A 23,284-nucleotide genomic window follows, 5' to 3' on the forward strand; every position below is an offset into this window, starting at 1 on the left:
TCAGCTCTTCGCGCCGTGCGCGATCAGCTGCTCGGAGGTGGCGGCGAGCAGCTCGTTCCAGGACACCTCGAACTTCTCGACGCCCTCGTCCTCGAGCTTGCGGAACACCTCGGGCAGGTTCACCCCGATCGTCGACAGCGCGGAGAACACGTTCGCGGCGGCCTTCTCGGTGCCGGTGACCGTGTCGCCGGTGACCTCGCCGTGGTCGGCGACGGCCTCGAGGGTCTTCTCCGGCATGGTGTTGACCGTGTGCGGGGCGACCAGCTCGGTGACGTACAGGGTGTCCGAGTACTCCGGGTTCTTCACCCCGGTCGACGCCCACAGAGCGCGCTGCGGCCGCGCTCCGGCGGCGGCGAGCTGCTCGAACCGGGCACCCGACTCGAACGCCCGGCGGTACGCCGCGTACGCCAGGCGGGCGTTGGCGACGCCGGCCTTACCGCGCAGCGCGAGGGCCTCGGGGGTGCCGATGGCCTCGAGCCGCGCGTCGATCTCGGTGTCGACGCGGGAGACGAAGAACGAGGCCACCGAGTGGATCGTCGACAGGTCGTGGCCGGCCGACTTGGCGGCGGTCAGGCCGTCGAGGTAGGCCTCGATGACCCGCTCGTAGCGCTCGACCGAGAAGATCAGCGTCACGTTCACGCTGATGCCCTCGCCGATCACGCGGGCGATGGCGGGCAGGCCGGCCACCGTCGCGGGGATCTTGATGAGCAGGTTGGGGCGGTCCACGATGCGCCACAGCTCGATCGCCTGCTGCACGGTCGCGTCGGTGGAATGCGCCAGCCGCGGGTCGACCTCGATGGAGACGCGGCCGTCGACGCCGCCGGTGGCCTCGAACACCGGGGCCAGGACGTCGCACGCGGCGCGCACGTCGTCGGTGGTGACGGTGCGGATGGTGGTGTCCACGTCGGCGCCGGCCAGGGCGAGCTCACGGACCTGGGCGTCGTAGACGTGACCCTTGCTGAGCGCGGCCTGGAAGATCGACGGGTTGGTGGTCACGCCCACCACGCTGCGGGTGGCGATCAGCTCGGCAAGGTTGCCGGACTCGATGCGGTCCCGGGAGAGGTCGTCGAGCCACACGGACACACCGGCGGCCGAGAGCTGGGCGAGGTTCTCGTTCTGGGTTACCTGCTGGGTCATCGGGATCATCCCTTCACTCGGGTCAGCGAGCGGCGGGCGGCGTCGACGACGGCCTCGGCGGTGATGCCGAACTCGCGGAACAGGGTCTTGTGGTCGGCGGAGGCGCCGAAGTGCTCGAGCGAAACGGCCTCACCGGCGTCGCCGAGCAGGCGGTACCACGGCATCGCCAGGCCGGCCTCGACGGAGACGCGGGCACGCACCGCCGGCGGCAGCACCGCGTCGCGGTACGCCTGGTCCTGCTCGAGGAACCAGTCGAGGACCGGCACCGACACCACGCGGGTGGGGACGCCGTCGGCCTCGAGGACCTCACGGGCCGCGACGGCGAGCTGCAACTCCGAGCCGGTGCCGAGCAGCACCACCTCCGGGGTGCCGCTCGACGCCTCGGCCAGCACGTACGCGCCGCGGGCCAGGCCCTCGGCGGCCTTCTCGCGGGTGCCCTCCAGCACCGGCACGTCCTGGCGGGTCAGGGCCAGGGCGGTCGGGCCGGTCTTGTTCTCCAGCGCGGCGGCCCACGCGAACGAGGTCTCGTTCGCGTCGCCGGGGCGGATCACGGCCAGGTTGGGGATGGCGCGCAGCGCCGTGAGGTGCTCGACCGGCTGGTGCGTCGGGCCGTCCTCGCCGAGGCCGATCGAGTCGTGGGTCCACACGTAGATCGCCGGGGTCTGCATGAGCGCGGCGAGCCGCACCGCGGGACGCATGTAGTCGCTGAACACCAGGAAGGTGCCGCCGTAGGGGCGGGTCGGGCCGTGCAGGGCGATGCCGTTGAGGATCGAACCCATCGCGTGCTCGCGCACGCCGAAGTGCAGCGTCCGCCCGTACGGCTGGGCGTTCCAGTCCTTCGTGGAGATCGACACCGGGCCGAACGAATCCGAGCCGGGGATCGTGGTGTTGTTCGAGCCCGCCAGGTCCGCCGAACCGCCCCACAGCTCGGGCAGCACCGGACCGAGCGCGGCGAGGGCGCTGCCGGACGCCTTGCGGGTGGCCGGGCCCTTGGCGGCCGGCTCGTAGGTGGGCAGCACCTCGGTCCAGCCGGCCGGGAACTCCCCGGACTGCAACCGGTCGAACAGCTCCTTGCGCTGCGGCTCCCGGCCCGCCCACGCGTCGAACTCGGCCTGCCATGCGGTGCGGGCCGCCGCGCCGCGCTCGACGACGGCGCGGGTGTGCTCGATCACGGCCGGGTCGACGTCGAAGTGCTTGGCGGGGTCGAAGCCGAGGGCGGTCTTGACGGCGGCGACCTCGTCGGCGCCGAGGGCGGCGCCGTGCACGTCGCCGGTGTTCATCTTGGTCGGCGCCGGGTAGCCGATGATGGTGCGCAGCACGATGAGCGACGGCTTGTCGGTGACGGCCTTGGCGGCCTCGACGGCGTCGAGGATCGCGGTGACGTTCTCGCCGCCCTCGACGGTCTGCACGTGCCAGCCGTACGCCTCGTAGCGCTTGGCGACGTCCTCACCGAGAGCGATCGCCGTGTCGTGCTCGATGGAGATCTTGTTGTCGTCGTAGAAGACGATCAGGTCGCCGAGCTGCTGCACGCCCGCGAGGGACGAGGCCTCCGACGTCACGCCCTCCTCGATGTCGCCGTCGGAGGCGAGGACGTAGACGTGGTGGTCGAACGGGCTCGCGCCGGTCGCCGCGTCCGGGTCGAACAGGCCGCGCTCGCGGCGCGCCGCCATCGCCATGCCCACGGCGGAGGCCAGGCCCTGCCCGAGCGGGCCGGTGGTCATCTCCACCCCCGCGGTGTGCCCGAACTCGGGGTGGCCGGGGGTCTTCGAACCCCACGTGCGCAGCGCCTCGAGGTCGGCGAGCTCGAGCCCGTAGCCCGACAGGTACAGCTGGATGTAGAGGGTCAGGCTCGAGTGCCCGCACGAGAGCACGAACCGGTCCCGCCCCACCCAGTGCGGGTCGGTCGGGTCGTGCCGCATCACCCTCTGGAACAGCGTGTAGGCCACCGGGGCCAGGCTCATCGCCGTGCCGGGGTGTCCGTTACCCACCTTCTGGACCGCGTCGGCGGCGAGCACGCGGGCGGTGTCGACGGCCTTGGTGTCGAGGTCGGTCCAGTCGGCGGGGTGCACTGCCTGGGTGAGAGAGCGGATCTCGTCTGTGATCGACACGAGCAGAAGTCTCCTGACATGGGTATACGGGGAGCGTGCGGGCGCGAAAGCCTCGAGCGCCCCTCCAGAGTAATGTGCTGCGCTTTGCGGGTCGATTCGGTCCGGGCCTGCGCGACGTCTACCATCGTTCGTAGTAGGGCGACGGCGAGCGAAGGTGCGTAATCGCGTGGTGCAAGGAGACAGGGTGCGGACAGGGCAACGGCCGGGAGGACACGGCTTCGGCGCCCCCGAGACACCCCGGGCGCCTCGCCCCGACACGGTGTGGGGACGCGTTTCGGGCACGGTGCTCGCCTATATCGCGCTGACCAAGCCGCGCGTGATCGAGCTGCTGCTGGTGGCGACCATCCCGGCGATGCTCTTCGCCGACCGCGGCGAGGTCGACCTGGTGCTCATCCTGAGCACCCTGTTCGGCGGGTGGATGGGCGCGGCCAGCGCGAATGCGCTGAACTGTGTCGTCGACGCCGACATCGACAAGGTGATGAAACGGACGGCGCTGCGGCCGCTGGCCCGGCAGGCCGTCCCGACCCGGCACGCGTTCGTGTTCGGCATGGTGCTCGGCGTCGTGTCGTTCCTGTGGCTGTGGTGGCGGGCGAACCTGCTCGCCGGCCTGCTCGTCGTTGCCACGATCGCCTTCTACGTGCTGGTCTACACGATGGTCCTCAAGCGCAGGACCTGGCAGAACGTGGTGTGGGGCGGGGCCGCCGGGTGCATGCCGGTGATGGTCGGCTGGGCCGCGGTCACCGGCTCGCTGAGCTGGGAACCGATCGTGCTGTTCCTGGTGATCTTCTTCTGGACGCCGCCGCACACGTGGGCCCTGGCGATGCGCTACAAGGAGGACTACAAGGCCGCCGGCGTGCCCATGCTGCCCGTGATCGCGAGCGAGCAGCACGTCACCAAGCAGATCCTGCTCTACACGTGGGCGACCGTCCTGGCGACGCTGGTGCTCGTGCCGGCCGCCGGCCTGGTGTACGCGGTGGTGACCGTCGCCGCGGGCGCGTGGTTCCTGCTCGTCGCGCACCAGCTGTACCGCAGCGTCCGGGGCGGAGCGGCGGTCAAGCCGCTCAAGCTGTTCCTGCAGTCCAACAACTACCTCGCCCTGGTGTGCCTGGGCCTGGCCGTGGACTCGGTGCTCGACCTGCGCACCGTCGCCTCGTTCTTCTGATCCGCGTCAGCGTCCGCGCCGGGGCCGAGCGAATGTATCGTCCGCTGCCGCTGAGCGACGGAACGATACATTCGCTCGGGGCGGGTCTCAGGGGACCAGCACAATCGAGCCAGTCGTGCGGCGGGCCTCGAGGTCCCGGTGTGCCTGCTCCGCTTGCGCCAGCGGATACCGGGCGCCGACACGGACGGTCAGGGTGCCGTCGGCGACGGCGGCGAACACGTCGCCCGCCCGCCACATCAGCTCCTCGCGCGTTCGCACGTGGTGCGCGAGGGTGGGGCGGGTGACGTACAGCGAGCCGGCCGGGTTGAGTCGCTGCAGGTCGAACGGCGGCACCGGGCCGCTGGCGGCGCCGAACAGCGCCAGCGTGCCGCGGATGCGCAGCGATGCGAGCGACGACTCGAACGTGGCGGCGCCGACCCCGTCGTAGACGGCCGCGACGCCCTCCCCGCCGGTGAGGTCACGGACCCGCTCGGCGAGGTCGTCGGTGTAGCGCAGCACCTCGGCCGCGCCCGCCTCCCGCGACAGGGTCTCCTTCTCGTCGGTGGAGACGGTCGTGATCACCCGCACGTCCTTCGCGGTGGCGAGCTGGGTGAGCAGCAGGCCCACGCCGCCGGCGCCCGCGTGCACCAGCACCGTCTCGCCGGGCTGCGCCGGATACGTCGAATTCAGCAGGTAGTGCGCGGTCATGCCCTGGAGCAGCGCCGACGCGGCCTGCTCGGCGGGAACGGGGTCGGGCACCGGTACGGCCACCGCCGCCGGCACGAGCACCTGTTCCGCGTAGGAACCGTCGGCCGACGCCCAGCTCACCCGGTCGCCGACCCCCACGTCGGCCACGCCCTCACCCACCGCGACGACGCGGCCGGTGCCCTCGGTCCCGGGGACGTACGGCAGCTCCCGCGGGTACAGCCCGGTGCGGAAGTAGGTGTCGATGAAGTTGATGCCCACGGCGTCGGTCCGTACCAGCAGCTGACCTGGGCCGGGCTCGGGAGCCGGGAGGTCGACGAGGGTGAGCACCTCGGGGCCGCCGAACCGTGCCACTTCGATTGCGCGCATGCGTTCACAGTATTCTGCAGGCATGAGCGCCGATACTCAGGTCGTGGCCGCACCGGCCGACATCGTGAAGTCCTTCCGCAGCTTCGTCGCCGCGCACGGTGGCTCCGCCAAGGCGGTGCTGCAGCCGGTCGCGCGGGGCGCGGTGCGCATCACCCTCGTCGCCGAGGACGGGGTGCTCGGCGACCGGGTGGTGCGGGATCTCGCCACCGCGCACGCCGTGGTCGAGGCGTTGCCGGACGTCACCGTCTCGGAGTGGGACCGGGAGGTGACCAGCATCGCGACCCCGCAGCAGGGCCACTGGAAGAAGATGGCCGGCTGGGTGGCCAACCAGACCCGGTTCCCGCGGGCGCGCAACGAGCGCTGACCGATCCTCGAAACGGCTCCGGGGGCCGCCCGCCACGGGCGGCCCCCGGAGCCGTTTCGCCGTATCGCGTGCGCCGGCGTCAGACGGTGACCGGTTCGCGGACCGGTTCGGTGGTGCGGACCCGCCCGGCCGCCCACACCGCCGCCGTGGCGGCCGTGCACAGCCCGGCACCGGCGACGTGCACGGCGACGAGTGCGGCGGGCACGTCGGTGAAGTACTGCACGACCCCGACCAGGGCCTGGGCGACGACGAGAGCGAGCAGCACGTGCAGGCGCTTCTTCACCGGATGGGGGGCGGCGACGGCGTACAGCGCGAAGGCCAGGCCGACGAGCAGGCCGAGGTATCCGACGAGCAGCTCGGCGTGCAGGTGCACCAGCGACTCGATGTCCATCTCGAGGCGCGGCACCGGCCTGTCGGCGCTCTTGTCGCCGGCGTGCGGGCCGGCGCCGGTGACCATCGTGCCCGCGACGAGCACCCCGGCGAGCAGCGCAGCGGACAGGGCGGTGAGGGTCCGCAGCGGGCGGGGGATCGTCTCCACGACCACCCCGTCGTCGGGCTCGCCGACCTTCGCGTACAGCAGCACCGCGAGCCACACCATCAGCATCGACGCCAGCAGGTGCACCGCCACGGTCCACCAGGCCAGGCCGGCGAGCACGGTGATGCCGCCGATGACGGCCTGCAGGACGGTGCCGGCGGGCATCAGCCAGGCATAGGTGAGGACCTCGCGGCGGCGCCGGGCGCGGGTCACGGCCAGCACGACCGCCGCGGCGGAGGCGACGACGACGAAGGTCAGCAGCCGGTTGCCGAACTCGACGACCTGGTGCAGGGTGGCGACCTCCTCGGACACGCCGACGGGCACGAAGCTGCCCGGGAAGCACTGCGGCCAGGTGGGGCACCCCAGGCCGGACGCGGTCACGCGGACGATCGACCCGGTCACGGCGATACCGCCCTGGGTCAGGATCGCGATCAGCGCGAGCAGCCGCTGGGTCCGCAGAGACGGCAGGGGCAGACGGTCGACAAGGCTCAGAAAGCCGCGATACAGCACATGACGATGGTACGGGCCGGTCCACTACAGGCTGTAGTGGGGTGGGGTGCCGGATCAGACGAAGCGGAACAGCCGGCTCGCCAGGAAGCCGCCGACGGCCGCCCACGCGCCGAGGATCGCGACGGCCAGCCAGTCGATGCTGCCGCGCAGCGCGTCGTCGAGGGCGAGGGCGAGCGCCCCCGACGGAACCAGGCGGGCCACGTGCACCACCGCCTCGTGCAGGCCGTCGCCGGCGAGGACGACGCTGCCGATGCCGAGCAGCACGAACCAGATGATGTTGGCCAGGGCCAGCACGATCTCGGCGCGCAGCGTGCCGCCGAGCAGCAGGCCCAGCGTCGCGAACGTCACGGTGCCCAGCGCGATGACGACGGCCCCGAGGAGCAGTCCGACCGGCTCGGGGCGCCAGCCGAGGGCGAGGCCGATGCCGCCCAGCAGAATCGATTGCAGCGCGACGACGAGCGCGACCGCGCCGCTCTTGCCTGCGATGATGCCCCACTTCGGCAGCGCGGTGGCGCCGAGTCTTTTCAATGCACCGTATCTGCGGTCGAATCCGACCGCGATGGCCTGCCCGGTGAACGCCGTGGACATCACCGCGACCGTCATCACGGCCGGCAGGACCCGGTCGACCCGGGTGGCGCCGAGGTCGCCGATCGGGAGCAGGGTGAGCCCGATCAGCAGGGTGATCGGGATGAACATCGTCAGCAGCAGCTGCTCGCCGTTGCGCAGCAGCAGCAGCAGTTCCATGCGGGTCTGCGCGGCGAGCATCGCCGCCGGGGCGTTCGGCCGGGGCCGCGGGCTGAAGGTGCCGGGGGCGAACCGGTTGGCCGCCAGCCGCTCGTGCGACATGCTCATCCTCGGATCTCCCGTCCGGTCAGGTCCAGGAACACGTCCTCGAGGCTGCGCTGGTCCACCCGGATCTCGCTGGCCAGGACGCCCTGGTCCGCGCACCACGACGCGGCCACCGCGACGACCTGCGGATCGATGGGGCCCTCCACCAGGTACCGGCCGGGACCGGCCTCGCGCACCCGGAACGTGTCCGGCAGGGCGGCGCGCAGGGGAGCGAGGTCCAGACCCGCGGCGGCGGTGAGCCACAACTGGCCCTCCGCGCCGGTGCGGGCGACCTCGGCGGGGGTACCGGCGGCCACGATCCGGCCGTGATCGATGATGACGACCTCGTCGGCGAGCTCCTCGGCCTCGTCCATCAGGTGCGTGGTGAGCAGCACCGCGACTCCGTCGCGCCGCAGGGCGTCGATCAGTTCCCAGACCAGCAACCGCGCCTGCGCGTCCAGACCTGCGGTCGGCTCGTCGAGGAAGACGAGTTCCGGCCGGCCGACGAGCGCGCACGCCAGCGCGAGCCGCTGCTGCTGCCCGCCGGACAGCCGCCGGTACGGGGTGCGGCGGGCCTCCTCGAGCCCGAGGCTGCGCAGCAGCCAGGCCGGATCCAGCGGATCCGCGGAATAGGCAGCCACCAGGTCGAGCATCTCCCCGGCCTTGGACCCCGGGTAGGCGCCGCCGCCCTGCAGCATGACCCCGATCCGCGGGCGCAGGGCCTCGGAGTCGGCGATCGGGTCGAGCCCGAGGACGCGCACGGTGCCGGAATCGGGTGCGACGAAGCCCTCGCACATCTCCACGGTGGTGGTCTTGCCGGCACCGTTGGGGCCGAGCAGCGCGAGTACCTGGGCGCGTTCGACGGTCAGGTCGAGACCGTCGACCGCGGTGAGGTCGCCGAATCGCTTGACGACGCCCTCCAGGCGTACGGCGGGTGGCGCAGCGACGGGGGATCTCGAGGTCACGAGGTTCCAGCGTAGGCGCCGGGCGAATCGGCGGGACGCGGTGGTGCGTCCTCCTCGTCGCGCCAGGGCAGCCGGTTGCGGGTGGCGAAGATGGCCAGGCCCACGACGACGACCGTCGCGATGGCCGCCTGGACGATGATGAACGGCTGGTACTCGCCGCCGTTGGGCATGAGGATCACGCTCACCAGCGACGAGAACGCCACCGTGGGGAGCCGGAAGATCGGCCGGGTGGCCCACGCGGCCAGGGGGATCACCGCCCACAGCAGGTACCACGGCTGCACCACCGGGAACAGCAGCACGATCGCGCCGAGGGACACGCCGAGCGCGCCGACGGGATGCAGCCGGCCGGTGAGCACCGCCAACATCATCCGCACCGTCACCAGCGCCGCGATCAGCGCGGCGACGGGCCGGGTGAGCGACAGGATCGCGGTGGTGTGGTCGCCGAGCCCGAGCAGCACCCCGGCCAGGCCGGTGCCCAGGCCGAGCAGCGTCGGGATGGACATCCAGCTGCGCACCTCGGTTGCGGTGCCGAGCGTCTGGGTCCAGCCGAAGCCGAGGCCGCTGCCCCAGCTGACCGCGCCCACGACGACGGCGGCGACCACGGCGAGCAGTGCGGCGGCGGCGGCCACGGCGCGCAGGGTGCCGCCCCAGCGGTGCGCGAGCGCCATCCCGACGAAGCCGAGGGCGAGCAGCGAGGGGACCTTCACCATCGACGACAACGCGATCACGGCGGAACCGGCCAGCAGCCAGGCGAGTGCCCGGCCGCGCAGCGGCCCCGCCGGATCGGGGGTGTGGATGCCGCGCAGCGCGAGCTCGAGACCAGCGAGCATGAGGCCGAGCATCAGGGCCTCGTTGTGGATGCCGGCGACGAGGTGGAACAGCAGCAGCGGGTTGGCCGCGCCGAGCCACAGGGCGCTGACGGAGGCGACGCCGCAGCGGCGCGCGAGCCGCGGCAGCGCCCACACGATCAGCGCGACCCCGGCGAGCGCGGAGACGCGGTGCAGGAAGACCCCGGCGACGATGTTCTCGCCGGTCAGGTCGGTGATGCGCTGCCCCAGCCACAGGATCGCCGGTCCGTAGGGGGCGGGGGTGTCGCGCCAGATGTTGGGCACGGTACGGGTCAGGACGTGGTCGACGCCCAGGGCACCGGCCGGGCCGATCCCGTACGGGTCGAGTCCGCGGGCGGCGATCTCGCTCTGCGCGAGATACGAGTACACATCCTTGCTGAACATCGGGGGTGCCACGATCAACGGCAGGATCCACAGCAGCAGCGTGCGGTCGAGCTGGGAGCGGGTGAGCCGGCGGGGCACCCCGTCCGGGTCGCGGCGGCCGATCGCGAAGCGGCCGAGCAACAGCCACGCGAGGACCACCAGCACGGTGCCGGTCATGGTGAGGGTCAGCGCGGCGCTGGGCATGCGCGCGGGCAGCCCGAGCAGGCGCAGACCCTGGACGGGATTCTGCAGCACCGGCTGCGCGCCGGCGCCGAGCGCGCCGACCGCCATGAGCACGGTGCCCGTCGCGCCGAACAACCGGATCCGGTGCAACTGGGTGGTCTCGGTGGCGTCGAGGCCGCGGCCCTCGAGTTCGTCGCCGTGCAGGATCGCGGCCACGGCCGGGTCGCCGCCGCGGCCGTCGAGTCCGAGGGCACGGCGACCGAGTTCCACGGCACGGGCTCCGAGGTCCGCGGCGCGGCGGCTCGGCGCCGGGCCGGACGGGTCGGGTTCCACGGTGGGCGACGGCACCCGAGCAGCGTAGCGGGGCCGGGAACCGGGCCCCGCCGCAGTTAGGTAGGGCACCCTTTGTGGACCGGCCCGGGGAATTCCGTCACACTGGTGTTGTGAAAACGACGTCCGCTGCCCGGGTGCACGAGGAACGCGCAGGTCACACGCCTGTCGCCGCGTTCCCGGTCACCCAGGCGCCGGGCGCGCACGAGGGCCAGACCCGGGCGGCGGTGGTGCAGCTGCTGCTCGAGGAGGGTCCGATCACGGCCACCGAGATCGGTGCCCGGCTCGGCCTGAGCGCGGCCGGGGTGCGCCGCCACCTCGACGCCCTCATCGACACCGGCGAGGCCCAGGCCGCTCCGCCGCCGCGGCGGGAGGGCCGGGGACGGGGACGGCCGGCGCGCCGATTCCAGCTCACCGCGGTGGGCCGGGCCCGGCTGGGACACTCCTACGACGACCTCGCCAGTGCTGCGATGCGGCACCTGCGGGAGGTCGGCGGCGAGGCCGCCATCGAGGACTTCGCCCGGCGGCGCGTGCAGTCCATCCTCGGCGGGGTCCCGCCCGCGGAGTCCGGGAGCGCCACCGAGATCGAGGCCACCGCCGAGGACATCGCGGCGGCGTTCACCGACGCCGGGTTCGCGGCGTCGACCCGGCGGGTGGGCACCGGCGTGCAGATCTGCCAGCACCACTGCCCGGTCTCGCACGTGGCCGAGCAGTTCCCGGAGCTGTGCGAGGCCGAACGGGAGGCGTTCACCGAGATCCTGGGCACCCATGTGCAGCGGCTGGCGACCATCGCCAACGGCGACAGTTTCTGCACCACCCACGTCCCGGTGCTGCCGCCGGACATCGGCAAGACCTGAGCACGACCCGCTTCCCCCGACAGAGCAACACGTTGTCCGCCGGCGATCAGCCCTCGCCGGCACCGAACAAGACTCCGGAAGGAGCTCACATGACCGTCACATCGGATCAGGCGTCGGCCGGCACGCCGCTGACACAGGAGGAGACCATCGCGTCCCTCGGTCACTACGGCTACGGCTGGTCGGATTCCGACGCCGCCGGCGCCACGGCCCAGCGAGGCCTGTCCGAGGCGGTCGTGCGCGACATCTCCGCGAAGAAGGACGAGCCCGAGTGGATGCTCGACATCCGCCTCAAGGCGCTGCGCACCTTCGAGAAGAAGCCGATGCCGGTGTGGGGCTCGAACCTGGAGGGCATCGACTTCGACAACATCAAGTACTTCGTGCGCTCCACCGAGAAGCAGGCCGCGAGCTGGGAAGAGCTGCCCGAGGACATCAAGAACACCTACGACCGGCTCGGCATCCCCGAGGCGGAGAAGCAGCGCCTCGTCGCCGGTGTCGCCGCGCAGTACGAGTCGGAGGTGGTCTACCACCAGATCCGTGAGGACCTCGAGTCCCAGGGTGTGATCTTCCTCGACACCGACACCGGCCTGCGCGAGCACCCGGAGATCTTCAAGGAGTACTTCGGGTCGGTCATCCCGGCCGGCGACAACAAGTTCTCCGCGCTGAACACCGCCGTGTGGTCGGGCGGCTCGTTCATCTACGTCCCGCCCGGCGTGCACGTCGACATCCCGCTGCAGGCCTACTTCCGGATCAACACCGAGAACATGGGCCAGTTCGAGCGGACCCTGATCATCGTCGACGAGGGCGCCTCCGTGCACTACGTCGAGGGCTGCACCGCCCCGATCTACAAGTCGGACTCGCTGCACTCGGCGGTGGTGGAGATCATCGTCAAGAAGGGCGGGCACTGCCGCTACACGACCATCCAGAACTGGTCGAACAACGTCTACAACCTCGTCACCAAGCGCACCAAGGTCGAGGCCGGCGGCTCGATGGAGTGGATCGACGGCAACATCGGTTCCAAGGTCACCATGAAGTACCCGGCCGTGTGGATGATGGGTGAGCACGCCCGCGGCGAGGTGCTGTCCGTGGCGTTCGCCGGCGAGGGCCAGCACCAGGACACCGGCGCGAAGATGCTGCACCTGGCGCCGCACACCTCCTCGACCATCGTGTCGAAGTCGGTGGCCCGCGGCGGCGGTCGCGCCTCCTACCGCGGCCTGGTCCAGGTCAACAAGGGCGCCCACGGGTCGAAGTCGACCGTCAAGTGCGATGCACTGCTCGTCGACCAGATCTCCCGCTCGGACACCTACCCGTACGTCGACATCCGTGAGGACGACGTGACGATGGGCCACGAGGCGACCGTCTCCAAGGTCTCCGACGACCAGCTGTTCTACCTGATGAGCCGCGGACTGACCGAGGACGAGGCGATGGCGATGGTGGTGCGCGGCTTCGTCGAGCCCATCGCCAAGGAACTGCCGATGGAGTACGCGCTCGAGCTCAACCGCCTGATCGAACTGCAGATGGAAGGGGCAGTCGGCTAAATGACTGCGGAAGCGAAGAACACCCCCACCGCCACCGGGGTGCAGGGAGCCGTGCGCTCGGAGAACGCCGCCGGGCCCGCGATCAAGACCGCCCGCGGGCCGGCCGTCAACAAGGGGGAGGTCTTCACGTCGTTCGACGTGAACGCCTTCGAGATCCCCTCCGGTCGCGACGAGGCCTGGCGGTTCACCCCGCTGCGCCGGCTGCGGGGCCTGCACGACGGCACCGCGGTCGCCGACGGCGCCACCACCGTCGAGGTCACCCCCGTCGAGGGGGTGCAGGTCGAGACCGTCGGCCGCGACGATGCCCGCCTCGGCCAAGGCGGCGTGCCGGCCGACCGTGTCGCCGCCCAGGCCTACTCGGGCTTCACCACCGCCACCGTCGTCACCGTCGGCCGCGAGGTCGAGGTCACCGAGCCGGTCACGATCACCGTCACCGGCCCCGGGGAGGGGAAGGTCGCGTTCGGACACCTGCAGGTGCGGCTCGAGCCGTTCGCGTCGGTCACCGTCGTCCTCGACCAGCGCGGTTCCGGCACCTACGCGGAGAACGTCGAGTTCGTCCTCGGCGACAGCTCGCGCCTGAACATCGTCGCCATCCAGGACTGGGCCGACGATGCGGTACACGTGACGGCCCACCACGCCCGCCTCGGCCGCGACGCCGTGCTGCGGCACTTCACCGTCGGCCTCGGCGGTGACCTCGTGCGCGTGTCGCCGACCGTCAGGTACGACGCGCCCGGTGGCGACGCCGAAATGCTCGGTCTGTACTTCGCCGACGCCGGCCAGCACCTCGAGCAGCGCCTGCTCGTGGACCACGCGCAGCCGCACTGCAAGTCCAACGTGGTGTACAAGGGTGCCCTGCAGGGCGATCCGGGCTCCGGCAAGCCGGACGCGCACACCGTGTGGATCGGGGACGTGCTCATCCGCGCCGAGGCCGAGGGCACCGACACCTTCGAGCTGAACCGCAACCTGGTGCTCACCGACGGTGCCCGCGCCGACTCGGTGCCCAACCTCGAGATCGAGACCGGCGAGATCGTCGGCGCCGGTCACGCCAGCGCCACCGGCCGGTTCGACGACGAGCAGCTGTTCTACCTGCGTGCCCGCGGCATCTCCGAGGAGCAGGCGCGCCGCCTGGTGGTCCGCGGATTCTTCCACGAACTCGTCGAGAAGATCACCGTGCCCGCCGTCCGGGAGCGGCTCGAGGCCGCCATCGAGGCCGAGCTCGCCGCCGTCGGCGCCTGACCCCCACCCGTTCTCCCCATCTTCGCGAAGGAACCGTTACCGACATGTCCCCCGAGCAGAACGTCCTCGAGATCAAGGACCTGCACGTCCGCGTCGCCCAGACCGACGACAACGCCGAGCCGATCAACATCCTCAAGGGCGTGAACCTCACCGTCCGGTCCGGGGAGACGCACGCCATCATGGGCCCCAACGGGTCGGGCAAGTCCACCCTGTCGTACGCCATCGCCGGCCACCCCAAGTACGAGGTGACCTCCGGGTCGATCACCCTCAACGGCGAGGACGTGCTCGCGATGAGCGTGGACGAGCGGGCCCGCGCCGGCCTGTTCCTGGCCATGCAGTACCCCGTCGAGGTTCCGGGCGTGTCCATGTCGAACTTCCTGCGCACCGCCGCGACCGCGGTCCGCGGCGAGGCGCCGAAGCTGCGGCACTGGGTCAAGGAGGTCAAGTCGGCGATGACCGAACTCGACATCGACCCGGCGTTCGGTGACCGCTCCGTCAACGAGGGCTTCTCCGGTGGCGAGAAGAAGCGCCACGAGATCCTGCAGCTGGGCCTGCTCGCGCCGAAGATCGCCATCCTCGACGAGACCGACTCCGGCCTCGACGTCGACGCGCTGCGCGTGGTGTCCGAGGGCGTCAACCGCTACCAGGAACGCGAGCACGGCGGCGTGCTGCTGATCACCCACTACACCCGCATCCTGCGCTACATCAAGCCGCAGTTCGTGCACGTGTTCGTCGGCGGCCGCGTCGTCGAGTCCGGCGGCGCGGAGCTGGCCGAGGAACTCGAGACCAACGGTTACGTGCGCTTCACCCAGGCCGCCGCCGCGGCCGCGGGTGCCGACAAGTAAGGAGCAGTGAGCCGATGACGGTGCAGGTGCCCACGGTGGACGTCGCCCGGATCCGGGCCGACTTCCCGATCCTCGGGCGCACGGTGCGCGACGGAAAGCCCCTGGTCTACCTCGACTCCGGGGCCACCTCGCAGCGCCCGACGCAGGTCCTCGACGCCGAACGGGCGTTCCTGACCACCTGCAACGCGGCCGTGCACCGGGGAGCGCACGAGCTCTCCGAGGAGGCCACCGATGCCTACGAGGGCGCCCGCGCCGTGATCGCCGACTTCGTCGGCGCGGATCCCGACGAGGTGGTGTTCACCAAGAACGCCACCGAATCGCTCAACCTCGTCGCCTACGCCTTCGCCGACGCCCGGTTCCCGCGGCGCCTCGGGCCCGGCGACGAGATCGTCGTCACCGAACTCGAACACCACGCCAACCTGGTGCCCTGGCAGGAACTCGCCCGGCGCACCGGCGCGACGCTGCGCTGGTTCGGCGTGACCGACGACGGCCGCATCGACGTCGACTCCCTCGAACTCACCGACCGGGTCAAGGTCGTCGCCTTCACCCACCAGTCCAACGTCACCGGGGCCGTGGCGCCGGTCGAGGAGCTGGTACGGCGCGCGAAGGCCGTCGACGCGATCGTCGTCCTCGACGCCTGCCAGTCCGTGCCGCACATGAGCGTGGACTTCCACGCGCTCGGCGTCGACTTCGCCGCGTTCTCCGGCCACAAGATGTTCGGCCCCTCCGGCGTCGGCGTCCTCTACGGCCGCCGTGAGCTGCTCGCCGACGTGCCGCCGTTCATCACCGGCGGCTCGATGATCGAAACCGTCACCATGGAGGCGTCGACGTTCGCGCCGCCGCCGCAGCGCTTCGAGGCCGGCTCGCCGATGTCGTCGCAGGCCGTCGGTCTCGGCGCCGCGGTGCGGTACCTGCAGCAGATCGGCATGGACGCCGTCGCCGCGCACGAGCACGAGCTCACCGCGGCGGCCCTCGCCGAACTCGCCGGCATCGACGGTGTGCGGATCGTCGGCCCCACCACGGCCGAGCAGCGCGGCGGGGCGGTGTCGTTCGTCGTCGACGGCATCCACGCCCACGATCTCGGGCAGATCCTCGACGACGAGGGCGTCGAGATCCGCGTCGGGCACCACTGCGCGTGGCCGCTGCACCGTCGATTCGGGGTCGCGGCGACCGCCCGCGCCTCCTTCGCCGTGTACAACACGCTCGACGAGGTGGCCGCGCTCGGCGCGGCGATCCGCCGGGCCCAGGCCTTCTTCGGAGCGCGCTGATGCGGATGGAGCAGATGTACCAGGAGGTCATCCTGGACCACTACAAGCACCCGCACCACCGGGGTCTGCGCGAGCCCTACGGCGCGGAGGTGCACCACGTGAACCCCACCTGCGGCGACGAGGTGACGCTGCGGGTGCATCTCGCCGACGACGGCACCGTCGCGGACGTCTCCTACGACGGGCAGGGCTGCTCGATCAGCCAGGCGTCCACCTCGGTGCTCACCGACCAGGTGATCGGGGAGCCGCTGGACCGGGCCCTGGCCACCGTCGACGCGTTCGCGGAGATGGTCGGCAGCCGCGGGACCGTCGAGGGCGACGAGGACGTACTCGGCGACGGCATCGCCTTCGCCGGCGTCTCGAAATACCCGGCGCGCGTGAAGTGTGCGCTGCTGGGCTGGATGGCCTTCAAGGACGCCGTCGTGCAGATCGCCGACAGCATCCACAGCACCGCTGTCGGAGACAGCACCCACAGCACCGCTGTCGGAGACAGCACCCACAGCACTCACAGCACCGCACCCGTAGCCAGCGGAGGACAGAACTGATGACCGAACCCGTGACCCCGGCGGACGAGACCACCGCCGCAGCCCCGGACGCGGCTCCCACCCTCGACCCCGAGCGGTTCGAGGAGCTCGAGGAGGCGATGCGCGACGTCGTCGATCCCGAGCTCGGAATCAACGTCGTCGACCTGGGCCTGGTCTACGGCATCACCGAGGACGACGAGGCCGTCACCATCGACATGACGCTCACGTCGGCGGCCTGCCCGCTCACCGATGTGATCGAGGACCAGTCCCGCAACGCTCTCGTCCGCAGCGGCCTGTGCGACGAGCTGCGCATCAACTGGGTGTGGATGCCGCCGTGGGGGCCGGACAAGATCACCGAGGACGGTCGCGAGCAGCTGCGCGCGCTCGGCTTCACCGTCTGACGCGGCCGGTGACCCGGCCCAGCTCCCAGGCGCCCCCGGATCCGGGGGCCGGCAGCTCCCCGGATCCGATCACCGCCCTCGAACACGAGTTCATGGCGCTGATGCGCCGCGGCCGGGCACAGATGGGGGAGCGGGCCCGCGCCGTCCACCCCCGGCTGGATCCGGCGTGCTACCCGCTGCTGGTGCTGCTCGGCCGCACCGACGCGGTGGCGATGTCGGAGCTGCTCGCGGATCTCGCCATCGAGAAGTCGACGTTGACGCGGCGCATCGACGCCGCCGCCCGGCTCGGCCTGGTCGAGCGGACGACGGACCCGCAGGACGCGCGGGCGCGGCTCGTGGCGCTCACCCCGGAAGGCCGGGAGCGGCTGACCGCGCTGCAACGCGAGCAGACGGCGCGGTGGCGTCGCCGGCTGTCCGCATGGGACCCGGCCGACGTGGAGCAGCTCACGGCGCTCCTGCGCCGCCTCGGCGACGGACTGGACTGAGATGTGGTGCCGGCCGCGGCCGGCACCACTCCGACACCTGAGGCCCCGGCCGGTGCCGGGGCCTCAGGCCCGCTTGCGCGCGGTGGACTTCTTCGCGGGGGCCTTCTCGGTGGTCTTCTTCGCCGCCGTCTTCTTCGCGGTGGGCTTCTCGGCCGTGGTCTTCTTCGCCGGCGTCTTCTTCGCGGCGCTCTTCCTGGCGGGCGTCTTCTTCGCCGCCGCGCCCCGGGCGGGCGCGGCCGCGCCCGACTCGTCGCCGGCCGCGGCGGCGTCCACGCTGCGCTGCAGCGCAGCCACCAGGTCCAGCACCTCGGCGTCCTCGGCGGCGGGTTCCCCCGCCGGGGTCACCGGCAGCACCTTCTCGCCGCCCCGGGCGATGATGTCGTCGATCAGCGACCGCAGCTCGACCTGGTACTCGTCGGTGAACTCGTCCGGACGGAAGTCGTCGGCCATCGACTCGACGAGCATCTCCGCCATCGCCAGTTCCTTCTGCTTCGGCGGCTCCGCGTCGTCGAGCACCGGGAACGCCACCGACCGCACTTCGTCCGGCCACAGCAGGGTCTGCAGCACGAGCACGCCGTCGCGGTTGCGCAGCGCCGCCAGCCGGGTGCGCTGCCGCAGCGTGAAGTGCACCAGTGCGGTGCGATCGGTCTGCGTGAGCGTCTCGGCCAGCAGCGTGTACGCCTTCGGCGACGACGAGTCCGGCTCGAGGTAGTACGACTTCTCGAACAGGATCGGGTCGATCTGCTCGGTCGGGACGAACTGCAGCACCGGGATCTCGTGTTTCTCCGCGACGGGCAGCTTGTCGAAGTCCTCGTCGGCGAGCACGACCCGCACGCCCTCGTCGGAGTCGTAGGCCTTGTCGATCTCGGCGTAGGGCACCGACTCGCCGCACTCGGTGCAGATCCGGTCGTACTTGATCCGCCCGCCGTCCTTCGCATGCACCTGGTGGAACCGGATGTCGTGGCTCTCCGTGGCCGAATACACCTTCACCGGCACGTTCACCAGCCCGAACGCGATGGAACCCTTCCAGATCGAACGCATGGTTCCATCATGATCGAGATCGGCGCCCGCCGCGCGGAACCGGGCGAACTCCTCACCACAGGGCGCGCAGCATCGCCCCGCGCAACGCCGGCGAACCCGTCGCGAACATCCGGGTCATCGCCGCCACCGTCCCGCCGAGGTCGGTGCGGCCCGACAGGTAGGAGCGCTGGCGTTCCGGTGGCAGCGTGAAGAACCCCGCGAAGAACGCCGGGGTCTGTTCCGGGCGTAGTCCCAGCAGCACCCGCAGCCCCGAGGCGCGCAGCTGCGCGACCGCACGCGCGGACGGGGACCACAACGCCGCCGTGGCGCTGCGGCCCCCGGCGAGCGCGTGCGCCACCGGATCGGCCGCCGCCAGCGACGCCGCCACCGCGTAGCCGGTGCCCGGGTGCATCAGCCCGCCGCGGGCGCCGAACCGGGCCACCCCGCGCGCCGACCCCGGCGGGGGTTGCACGGCGAACCGCACCCGCTCCACCGGCTCCGTCCCGCTCAGCGTGACCCCGCGCGCGGCGAGCCGGGCCTCGAGGCGGCGCCGCAACTCGGCGAGCGGAATGGCGGGCCGCCCCACCAGGCAGGTCTCCTCCAGCAGCACCCGGCCGCCGCCGAGCGGCACCGCGTACAGGAACGACGGCGCATCCCCGGAGCGGGTGCGGTTGTCGCGCCGCCAGTCCATGAACCAGGCGGCGCGGCCCTCCAGCACGGGTGCGGCAGTGGCGGTGTCGACCGTGACCCCGAAGGCGGTCTGCTGGGCGCGGGAGCGGTCGGCGGGCACCCCGCGCGCGTCGATCACGCTCCGGGCCCGCAGCACGCTTCCGTCCGCGAGGGTGACGCGATCCGGGGCGACGGCGTCCACCCGGCCGGCCCGTACCCGCGCCGGCTCCAGCGCCAGGCTTCGCTGCAGTGCCGACGCATCGAACACACCGTAGGGGCGCTCGATCCGGTGTGGCCGCACCGTCCACGCCGCCGGCTCGTCCACCCGCGCCGCGAGCACCGAGGGGGGCAGCCACGACGGCAGCTCGTCGAGCCACGCCGCATACGTCGCAGTCCACGGCCGATCCGGCTGCGGGTCCACGGCCAGCACGTCGAGACCCGCGGCGACCGCCCGGTGTGCCACCGCACGCCCCGCCGGCCCGAGCCCGACGACCAGCACCTCCGCGTCTATCACCCGCTACATCGCTCCCGTCGCCAGCAGTCCACCATCCACCCGCACAGTCTCCCCGGTGATCCAGCCGGCCGCATCGGAGACCAGGAACGCGACCAGCTCGGCGACGTCCTCGGGCGTGCCGAGGCGGCCCATCGGGTATCGGGCGGCGGCGGTGTCCTCACCGCCGGCGACGAGCGCGGCCGCGAACCTCGTCTTCACCACCCCGGGCGCGACCGCGTTGACGCGCACGCCCGGCCCCAGCTGCCAGGCCAGCTCCTCGGTCAGCCGGATCAGCGCCGCCTTCGACGCCCCGTACGCGGCGATCACGCCGGTCGAGCGCAGGCCCGCCACGCTCGCGACGTTGATCACGGAACCGCCGTGCTCGGCCATCCACGCGCGGTAGGCCTGCTGCACGAATCCCAGCGCGGCGACGACGTTGACGTCGAAGATCTTGCGGACGGCGTCCAGGTCGGCGTCCATCAACGCCCCGTAGACGGGGTTGATGCCGGTGTTGTTGATCAGGATGTCGAGCCCGCCGAGCTCGGCGACGGTGCGGCGCACCGCCTCGGCGCGGGTGTCGGCGTCCCCGGCGTTACCGGGCAGCTCGAGCACCTGCCCGCCGTGTCCGAGGGCGCGCAGCTCGCCGGCGGCCTCGGCGAGCGGCTCGGCGTGGCGGGCCGTGAGGGCCACGCTCGCGCCGCGGGCGAGCAGCGCCGCTGCGATCGCCTTGCCGATCCCGCGGCTCGCTCCGGTGACCAGCGCCGCGCGGCCCGTGAGGTCGGAGCCGGGGGAGGTGTCGGGGGAAGTGGTCATGCCGGCGAACGTAGCGCATCTCACCCCGGCATCCCGGGGAGGACACGGTAAAATGAATGGTTCGTGCGCCTGCCCCTGCGGCATCATTGGCAGCCAATCCGAGTCGTCCCCGAGGAGCCTCACGCGTGATCACCGCCACCGATCTGGAAGTCCGCGCCGGCGTGCGGACGCTGCTCTCGGCGCCGGGCCCGGCGCTGCGGGTGCAGCCCGGCGACCGGATCGGGCTGGTCGGGCGCAACGGTGCCGGCAAGACCACCACCCTGCGCATCCTCGCGGGGGAGGGCGAGCCGTACGCGGGCGCCGTCGTCCGCTCCGGCGACCTCGGTTACCTGCCGCAGGATCCCCGCGAGGGCAACCTGGACGTCCTGGCCAAGGACCGTGTGCTCTCCGCCCGCGGCCTCGACGAGATCCTGCGCGCGATGGAGAAGCAGCAGGCCGTCATGGCCGAGGCCGTCGACGAGAACGTCCGTGACCGGGCGGTACGCAAGTACGGGTCGCTCGAGGAACGCTTCTCGGCGCTCGGCGGGTACGAGGCCGAGTCCGAGGCCGCCCGGATCTGCACCAGCCTCGGACTGCCGGACCGGGTCCTGGGCCAGCCCCTGCGCACCCTGTCCGGTGGTCAGCGCCGCCGCGTCGAACTCGCCCGCATCCTGTTCGCCGCCTCCGACGGCTCCGGCAAGTCCACCACCACCCTGCTGCTCGACGAGCCCACCAACCACCTCGACGCCGACTCGATCACCTGGCTGCGCGGATTCCTGCAGAACCACGACGGCGGCCTGGTCGTCATCAGCCACGACGTGGACCTGCTCGCCGACGTCGTGAACAAGGTGTGGTTCCTCGACGCGGTGCGCGGCGAGGCCGACATCTACAACATGGGCTGGAAGAAGTACCTCGACGCGCGGGCCACCGACGAGGCGCGCCGTCGCCGCGAACGCGCCAACGCCGAGAAGAAGGCGTCCGCGCTGCGGCAGCAGGCGGCCAAGCTCGGCGCGAAGGCCACCAAGGCCGTCGCGGCGCAGAACATGGCCAAGCGCGCCGACAAGCTGCTCGCCGAGCTCGACGAGGTGCGGGTGGCCGACAAGGTGGCCAAGATCCGGTTCCCGGAGCCGGCGCCGTGTGGCAAGACCCCGCTCATGGCCGAGAGCCTGACGAAGGTGTACGGCTCGCTGGAGATCTTCACCGGTGTGGACCTGGCGATCGACCGGGGCAGCCGCGTCGTCGTGCTCGGTCTCAACGGTGCCGGAAAGACCACGCTGCTGCGCCTGCTCGCGGGGGTGGAGACCCCGGACGCGGGCCGGCTGGCGCCCGGCCACGGCCTGAAGATCGGCTACTTCGCCCAGGAGCACGACACCCTCGACGACGACGCGACGGTGTGGGAGAACATCCGGCACGCGGCGCCGGACGCGGGGGAGCAGGACCTGCGGGGGCTGCTCGGGGCGTTCATGTTCACCGGCCCGCAGCTCGACCAGCCGGCCGGGACGCTGTCCGGCGGTGAGAAGACCCGGCTGGCGCTGGCCGGACTGGTGTCGTCCGCGGCGAACGTGCTGCTGCTCGACGAGCCGACCAACAACCTCGATCCGGTCTCGCGGGAGCAGGTGCTCGACGCGCTGCGCAGCTACGCCGGTGCGGTCGTGCTCGTCACCCACGATCCCGGCGCGGCCGAGGCGCTCGATCCGGAGCGGGTGATCCTGCTGCCGGACGGTTCCGAGGACCACTGGTCGCAGGAGTACCTGGAGCTGATCCAGCTGGCGTGAGGTCCGGCCCTGCGTGACCGTGCGCGGGAGTACCCGGAGCCGATCGTGCCGGCGCGGGGTGCGGCCGCGGCCCGGACCTGCGCGATTCCTCCCGGCACCTCGCCCCGTCCACTAGCCTGGAAGCGGGGCCTTGCCGAGCCGACGGGAGGATCCGATGGCACGCAAATCCGGGCACGCCGGGAATGTACTGACCAAGGGCACACGGGTCACGGGGGAATCGCGTGACCGTCTCCAGGCAGAACTGAAACGCCGCTACGAGGCCGGGGCGAGCATCCGGACGCTGGCGCAGGAGACGGGCCGTTCCTACGGGTTCGTGCACAACGTGCTCGTGGAGTCCCATGTAGCGCTGCGTGGCCGGGGCGGACCGAACCGGCGGAGCGCGGCGCGCGCCTCGACCTGAGCGGGTCAGCCGGCGGCGGTCCGTCGCACGGACTCCTCGACCAGGTCCAGTACCGCCGACAGTTCGCTGTCGGCGGTGCCCGAGGCGAGCCGCGCGATGAGGCCGTCGAGGACCAGGTCCAGGTAGCTGAGCACCACCTCGGTCGGCACGTCGTCGCGCAGCCGGCCAGCTTCGCGTTGCCGCTCGAGCCGGCCCACGGTCGCCTTGGTCAGCTCGGCGGAGTGCTGTGTCCACGCCTTCGCGAAGTCCGGGTCGGTGCGCAGGCGCCGGGTGATCTCCAGCCGGGTGCCGAGCCAGTCGAACTGCTCCGGTGAGGCGAGCATGTCCCGCATCACCTGCACGAGGCCCTGCTCGGCGGCGACGTCGGCCATCCGCGCCGCATCCTCCTGGGCCAGCGCCAGGAACAGCCCGTCCTTGTCCTTGAAGTGATGGAAGATCGCGCCGCGGGACAGTCCCGTGGCGTCCTCCAGGCGGCGCACCGTGGCGCCGTCGTAGCCGAACTCGGCGAAGCACCGTCGTGCGCCGGCGAGGATCTGACTCCGGCGTGCGGCGAGGTGGTCCTCACTGACCTTGGGCACCGCGAACGTCCTTTCGGGGAAGA

The 23,284-nt window shown here is 71.9% G+C and carries 23 protein-coding genes; 12 read left to right on the forward strand and 11 right to left on the reverse strand.

Annotation, left to right across the window (positions count from 1 at the left end):
• Both tal and tkt read right to left on the reverse strand, forming a co-directional pair.
• Positions 1–1,137 carry a transaldolase gene (tal, locus tag HFP48_RS13720; protein WP_029543636.1) on the reverse strand — a complete coding sequence of 379 codons (1,137 nt, stop codon included), beginning with the start codon at positions 1,135–1,137 and terminating at the stop codon, positions 1–3.
• A gap of 5 nt (positions 1,138–1,142) precedes the next feature.
• A complete protein-coding gene (gene tkt, locus HFP48_RS13725; RefSeq protein WP_168579637.1) occupies positions 1,143–3,245 on the reverse strand; it encodes a transketolase in 2,103 nt (700 codons plus the stop codon).
• A 184-nt stretch (positions 3,246–3,429) separates the two neighbouring features.
• Here tkt and HFP48_RS13730 point away from each other — a divergent pair, with 184 nt between their 5' ends.
• Positions 3,430–4,407, forward strand: a complete 978-nt coding sequence (locus tag HFP48_RS13730) for a heme o synthase (RefSeq protein WP_050035221.1) — start codon at positions 3,430–3,432, stop codon at positions 4,405–4,407.
• 87 nt (positions 4,408–4,494) lie between these two features.
• On the opposite strand, the gene HFP48_RS13735 is transcribed toward HFP48_RS13730, so the two are convergent.
• A complete protein-coding gene (locus tag HFP48_RS13735) occupies positions 4,495–5,460 on the reverse strand; it encodes a quinone oxidoreductase (RefSeq protein WP_168579638.1) in 966 nt (321 codons plus the stop codon).
• 22 nt (positions 5,461–5,482) lie between these two features.
• Between HFP48_RS13735 and HFP48_RS13740 the strand changes: the two genes are divergently transcribed.
• Complete coding sequence (locus HFP48_RS13740; protein WP_029543642.1) at positions 5,483–5,824, forward strand: hypothetical protein; 342 nt, start codon at positions 5,483–5,485, stop codon at positions 5,822–5,824.
• 79 nt (positions 5,825–5,903) lie between these two features.
• Here HFP48_RS13740 and HFP48_RS13745 read toward each other — a convergent pair whose 3' ends face one another.
• The 4 genes from HFP48_RS13745 to mptB are packed head-to-tail and all read right to left on the reverse strand — an operon-like array spanning position 5,904 to position 10,326.
• Positions 5,904–6,869 carry a heme A synthase gene (locus HFP48_RS13745; protein WP_006939252.1) on the reverse strand — a complete coding sequence of 322 codons (966 nt, stop codon included), beginning with the start codon at positions 6,867–6,869 and terminating at the stop codon, positions 5,904–5,906.
• A 54-nt stretch (positions 6,870–6,923) separates the two neighbouring features.
• Positions 6,924–7,721, reverse strand: coding sequence for an ABC transporter permease (locus HFP48_RS13750; RefSeq protein WP_044476100.1), 798 nt, complete (start codon positions 7,719–7,721; stop codon positions 6,924–6,926).
• Complete coding sequence (locus tag HFP48_RS13755; RefSeq protein ID WP_006939255.1) at positions 7,718–8,662, reverse strand: ABC transporter ATP-binding protein; 945 nt, start codon at positions 8,660–8,662, stop codon at positions 7,718–7,720. Before HFP48_RS13755 ends, HFP48_RS13750 begins: the two co-directional genes overlap by 4 nt.
• On the reverse strand, positions 8,659–10,326 hold the full coding sequence (gene mptB, locus HFP48_RS13760; protein ID WP_230304555.1) for a polyprenol phosphomannose-dependent alpha 1,6 mannosyltransferase MptB: 1,668 nt from the start codon (positions 10,324–10,326) through the stop codon (positions 8,659–8,661). The genes HFP48_RS13755 and mptB overlap by 4 nt, the downstream gene beginning before the upstream one ends.
• A 137-nt stretch (positions 10,327–10,463) precedes the next feature.
• Here mptB and HFP48_RS13765 point away from each other — a divergent pair, with 137 nt between their 5' ends.
• The 8 genes from HFP48_RS13765 to HFP48_RS13800 all read left to right on the forward strand — a co-directional run bounded on the left by HFP48_RS13765 (position 10,464) and on the right by HFP48_RS13800 (position 17,534).
• The gene (locus HFP48_RS13765; protein ID WP_043798813.1) at positions 10,464–11,243 is read left to right on the forward strand and encodes a metalloregulator ArsR/SmtB family transcription factor; all 780 of its coding nucleotides are present in this window, start codon (positions 10,464–10,466) and stop codon (positions 11,241–11,243) included.
• Between the two features lie 89 nt (positions 11,244–11,332).
• Complete coding sequence (sufB, locus tag HFP48_RS13770; RefSeq protein ID WP_029543648.1) at positions 11,333–12,778, forward strand: Fe-S cluster assembly protein SufB; 1,446 nt, start codon at positions 11,333–11,335, stop codon at positions 12,776–12,778.
• The gene (gene sufD, locus HFP48_RS13775) at positions 12,779–14,014 is read left to right on the forward strand and encodes a Fe-S cluster assembly protein SufD (protein WP_029543650.1); all 1,236 of its coding nucleotides are present in this window, start codon (positions 12,779–12,781) and stop codon (positions 14,012–14,014) included.
• Positions 14,015–14,058: 44 nt separating this feature from the next.
• A complete protein-coding gene (sufC, locus tag HFP48_RS13780; protein ID WP_006939265.1) occupies positions 14,059–14,859 on the forward strand; it encodes a Fe-S cluster assembly ATPase SufC in 801 nt (266 codons plus the stop codon).
• Positions 14,860–14,873: 14 nt separating this feature from the next.
• Positions 14,874–16,127 (forward strand): cysteine desulfurase, encoded by a 1,254-nt coding sequence (locus tag HFP48_RS13785; protein ID WP_006939266.1) that lies wholly within the window; start codon positions 14,874–14,876, stop codon positions 16,125–16,127.
• Complete coding sequence (sufU, locus tag HFP48_RS13790) at positions 16,127–16,669, forward strand: Fe-S cluster assembly sulfur transfer protein SufU (RefSeq protein ID WP_029543654.1); 543 nt, start codon at positions 16,127–16,129, stop codon at positions 16,667–16,669. Before HFP48_RS13785 ends, sufU begins: the two co-directional genes overlap by 1 nt.
• Positions 16,669–17,049: a metal-sulfur cluster assembly factor gene (locus HFP48_RS13795; protein WP_006939268.1), complete on the forward strand. Its 381-nt coding sequence runs from the start codon at positions 16,669–16,671 to the stop codon at positions 17,047–17,049. The genes sufU and HFP48_RS13795 overlap by 1 nt, the downstream gene beginning before the upstream one ends.
• A 92-nt stretch (positions 17,050–17,141) precedes the next feature.
• Positions 17,142–17,534 (forward strand): MarR family transcriptional regulator, encoded by a 393-nt coding sequence (locus HFP48_RS13800; RefSeq protein ID WP_168580574.1) that lies wholly within the window; start codon positions 17,142–17,144, stop codon positions 17,532–17,534.
• Between the two features lie 63 nt (positions 17,535–17,597).
• On the opposite strand, the gene HFP48_RS13805 is transcribed toward HFP48_RS13800, so the two are convergent.
• Genes HFP48_RS13805 through HFP48_RS13815 form a run of 3 tightly spaced genes read right to left on the reverse strand, consistent with a single transcriptional unit; the run spans position 17,598 to position 20,529 of the window.
• On the reverse strand, positions 17,598–18,575 hold the full coding sequence (locus tag HFP48_RS13805) for a Ku protein (protein WP_043798807.1): 978 nt from the start codon (positions 18,573–18,575) through the stop codon (positions 17,598–17,600).
• A 52-nt stretch (positions 18,576–18,627) separates the two neighbouring features.
• Positions 18,628–19,737, reverse strand: coding sequence for a lycopene cyclase family protein (locus HFP48_RS13810; RefSeq protein ID WP_006939274.1), 1,110 nt, complete (start codon positions 19,735–19,737; stop codon positions 18,628–18,630).
• 3 nt (positions 19,738–19,740) lie between these two features.
• Positions 19,741–20,529, reverse strand: a complete 789-nt coding sequence (locus HFP48_RS13815; protein ID WP_043798805.1) for an SDR family oxidoreductase — start codon at positions 20,527–20,529, stop codon at positions 19,741–19,743.
• 125 nt (positions 20,530–20,654) lie between these two features.
• Between HFP48_RS13815 and HFP48_RS13820 the strand changes: the two genes are divergently transcribed.
• A complete protein-coding gene (locus HFP48_RS13820; protein WP_006939277.1) occupies positions 20,655–22,283 on the forward strand; it encodes an ABC-F family ATP-binding cassette domain-containing protein in 1,629 nt (542 codons plus the stop codon).
• Positions 22,284–22,437: 154 nt separating this feature from the next.
• Positions 22,438–22,683: a helix-turn-helix domain-containing protein gene (locus HFP48_RS13825; protein ID WP_006939279.1), complete on the forward strand. Its 246-nt coding sequence runs from the start codon at positions 22,438–22,440 to the stop codon at positions 22,681–22,683.
• Positions 22,684–22,688: 5 nt separating this feature from the next.
• On the opposite strand, the gene HFP48_RS13830 is transcribed toward HFP48_RS13825, so the two are convergent.
• Positions 22,689–23,261: a TetR/AcrR family transcriptional regulator gene (locus HFP48_RS13830; protein WP_006939281.1), complete on the reverse strand. Its 573-nt coding sequence runs from the start codon at positions 23,259–23,261 to the stop codon at positions 22,689–22,691.
• Between the last annotated feature and the right edge of the window lie 23 nt (positions 23,262–23,284).

Origin of the sequence: Rhodococcus sp. DMU1 (assembly GCF_012272955.1) — a bacterium.
Lineage (GTDB): Bacteria > Actinomycetota > Actinomycetes > Mycobacteriales > Mycobacteriaceae > Rhodococcus > Rhodococcus aetherivorans.

What these genes read in the sequence shown, in the direction of transcription:
- HFP48_RS13825 (WP_006939279.1), top strand. Translation starts at nt 22,438, where the DNA reads ATGGCACGCAAATCCGGGCACGCCGGGAATGTACTGACCAAGGGCACA.
- HFP48_RS13740 (WP_029543642.1), top strand. Translation starts at nt 5,483, where the DNA reads ATGAGCGCCGATACTCAGGTCGTGGCCGCACCGGCCGACATCGTGAAG.
- sufU (WP_029543654.1), top strand. Translation starts at nt 16,127, where the DNA reads ATGCGGATGGAGCAGATGTACCAGGAGGTCATCCTGGACCACTACAAG.
- HFP48_RS13805 (WP_043798807.1), bottom strand. Translation starts at nt 18,575, where the DNA reads ATGCGTTCGATCTGGAAGGGTTCCATCGCGTTCGGGCTGGTGAACGTG.
- sufB (WP_029543648.1), top strand. Translation starts at nt 11,333, where the DNA reads ATGACCGTCACATCGGATCAGGCGTCGGCCGGCACGCCGCTGACACAG.
- HFP48_RS13750 (WP_044476100.1), bottom strand. Translation starts at nt 7,721, where the DNA reads ATGAGCATGTCGCACGAGCGGCTGGCGGCCAACCGGTTCGCCCCCGGC.
- HFP48_RS13795 (WP_006939268.1), top strand. Translation starts at nt 16,669, where the DNA reads ATGACCGAACCCGTGACCCCGGCGGACGAGACCACCGCCGCAGCCCCG.
- HFP48_RS13785 (WP_006939266.1), top strand. Translation starts at nt 14,874, where the DNA reads ATGACGGTGCAGGTGCCCACGGTGGACGTCGCCCGGATCCGGGCCGAC.
- HFP48_RS13815 (WP_043798805.1), bottom strand. Translation starts at nt 20,529, where the DNA reads ATGACCACTTCCCCCGACACCTCCCCCGGCTCCGACCTCACGGGCCGC.
- sufC (WP_006939265.1), top strand. Translation starts at nt 14,059, where the DNA reads ATGTCCCCCGAGCAGAACGTCCTCGAGATCAAGGACCTGCACGTCCGC.
- HFP48_RS13735 (WP_168579638.1), bottom strand. Translation starts at nt 5,460, where the DNA reads ATGCGCGCAATCGAAGTGGCACGGTTCGGCGGCCCCGAGGTGCTCACC.
- sufD (WP_029543650.1), top strand. Translation starts at nt 12,779, where the DNA reads ATGACTGCGGAAGCGAAGAACACCCCCACCGCCACCGGGGTGCAGGGA.
- HFP48_RS13800 (WP_168580574.1), top strand. Translation starts at nt 17,142, where the DNA reads ATGGCGCTGATGCGCCGCGGCCGGGCACAGATGGGGGAGCGGGCCCGC.
- tal (WP_029543636.1), bottom strand. Translation starts at nt 1,137, where the DNA reads ATGACCCAGCAGGTAACCCAGAACGAGAACCTCGCCCAGCTCTCGGCC.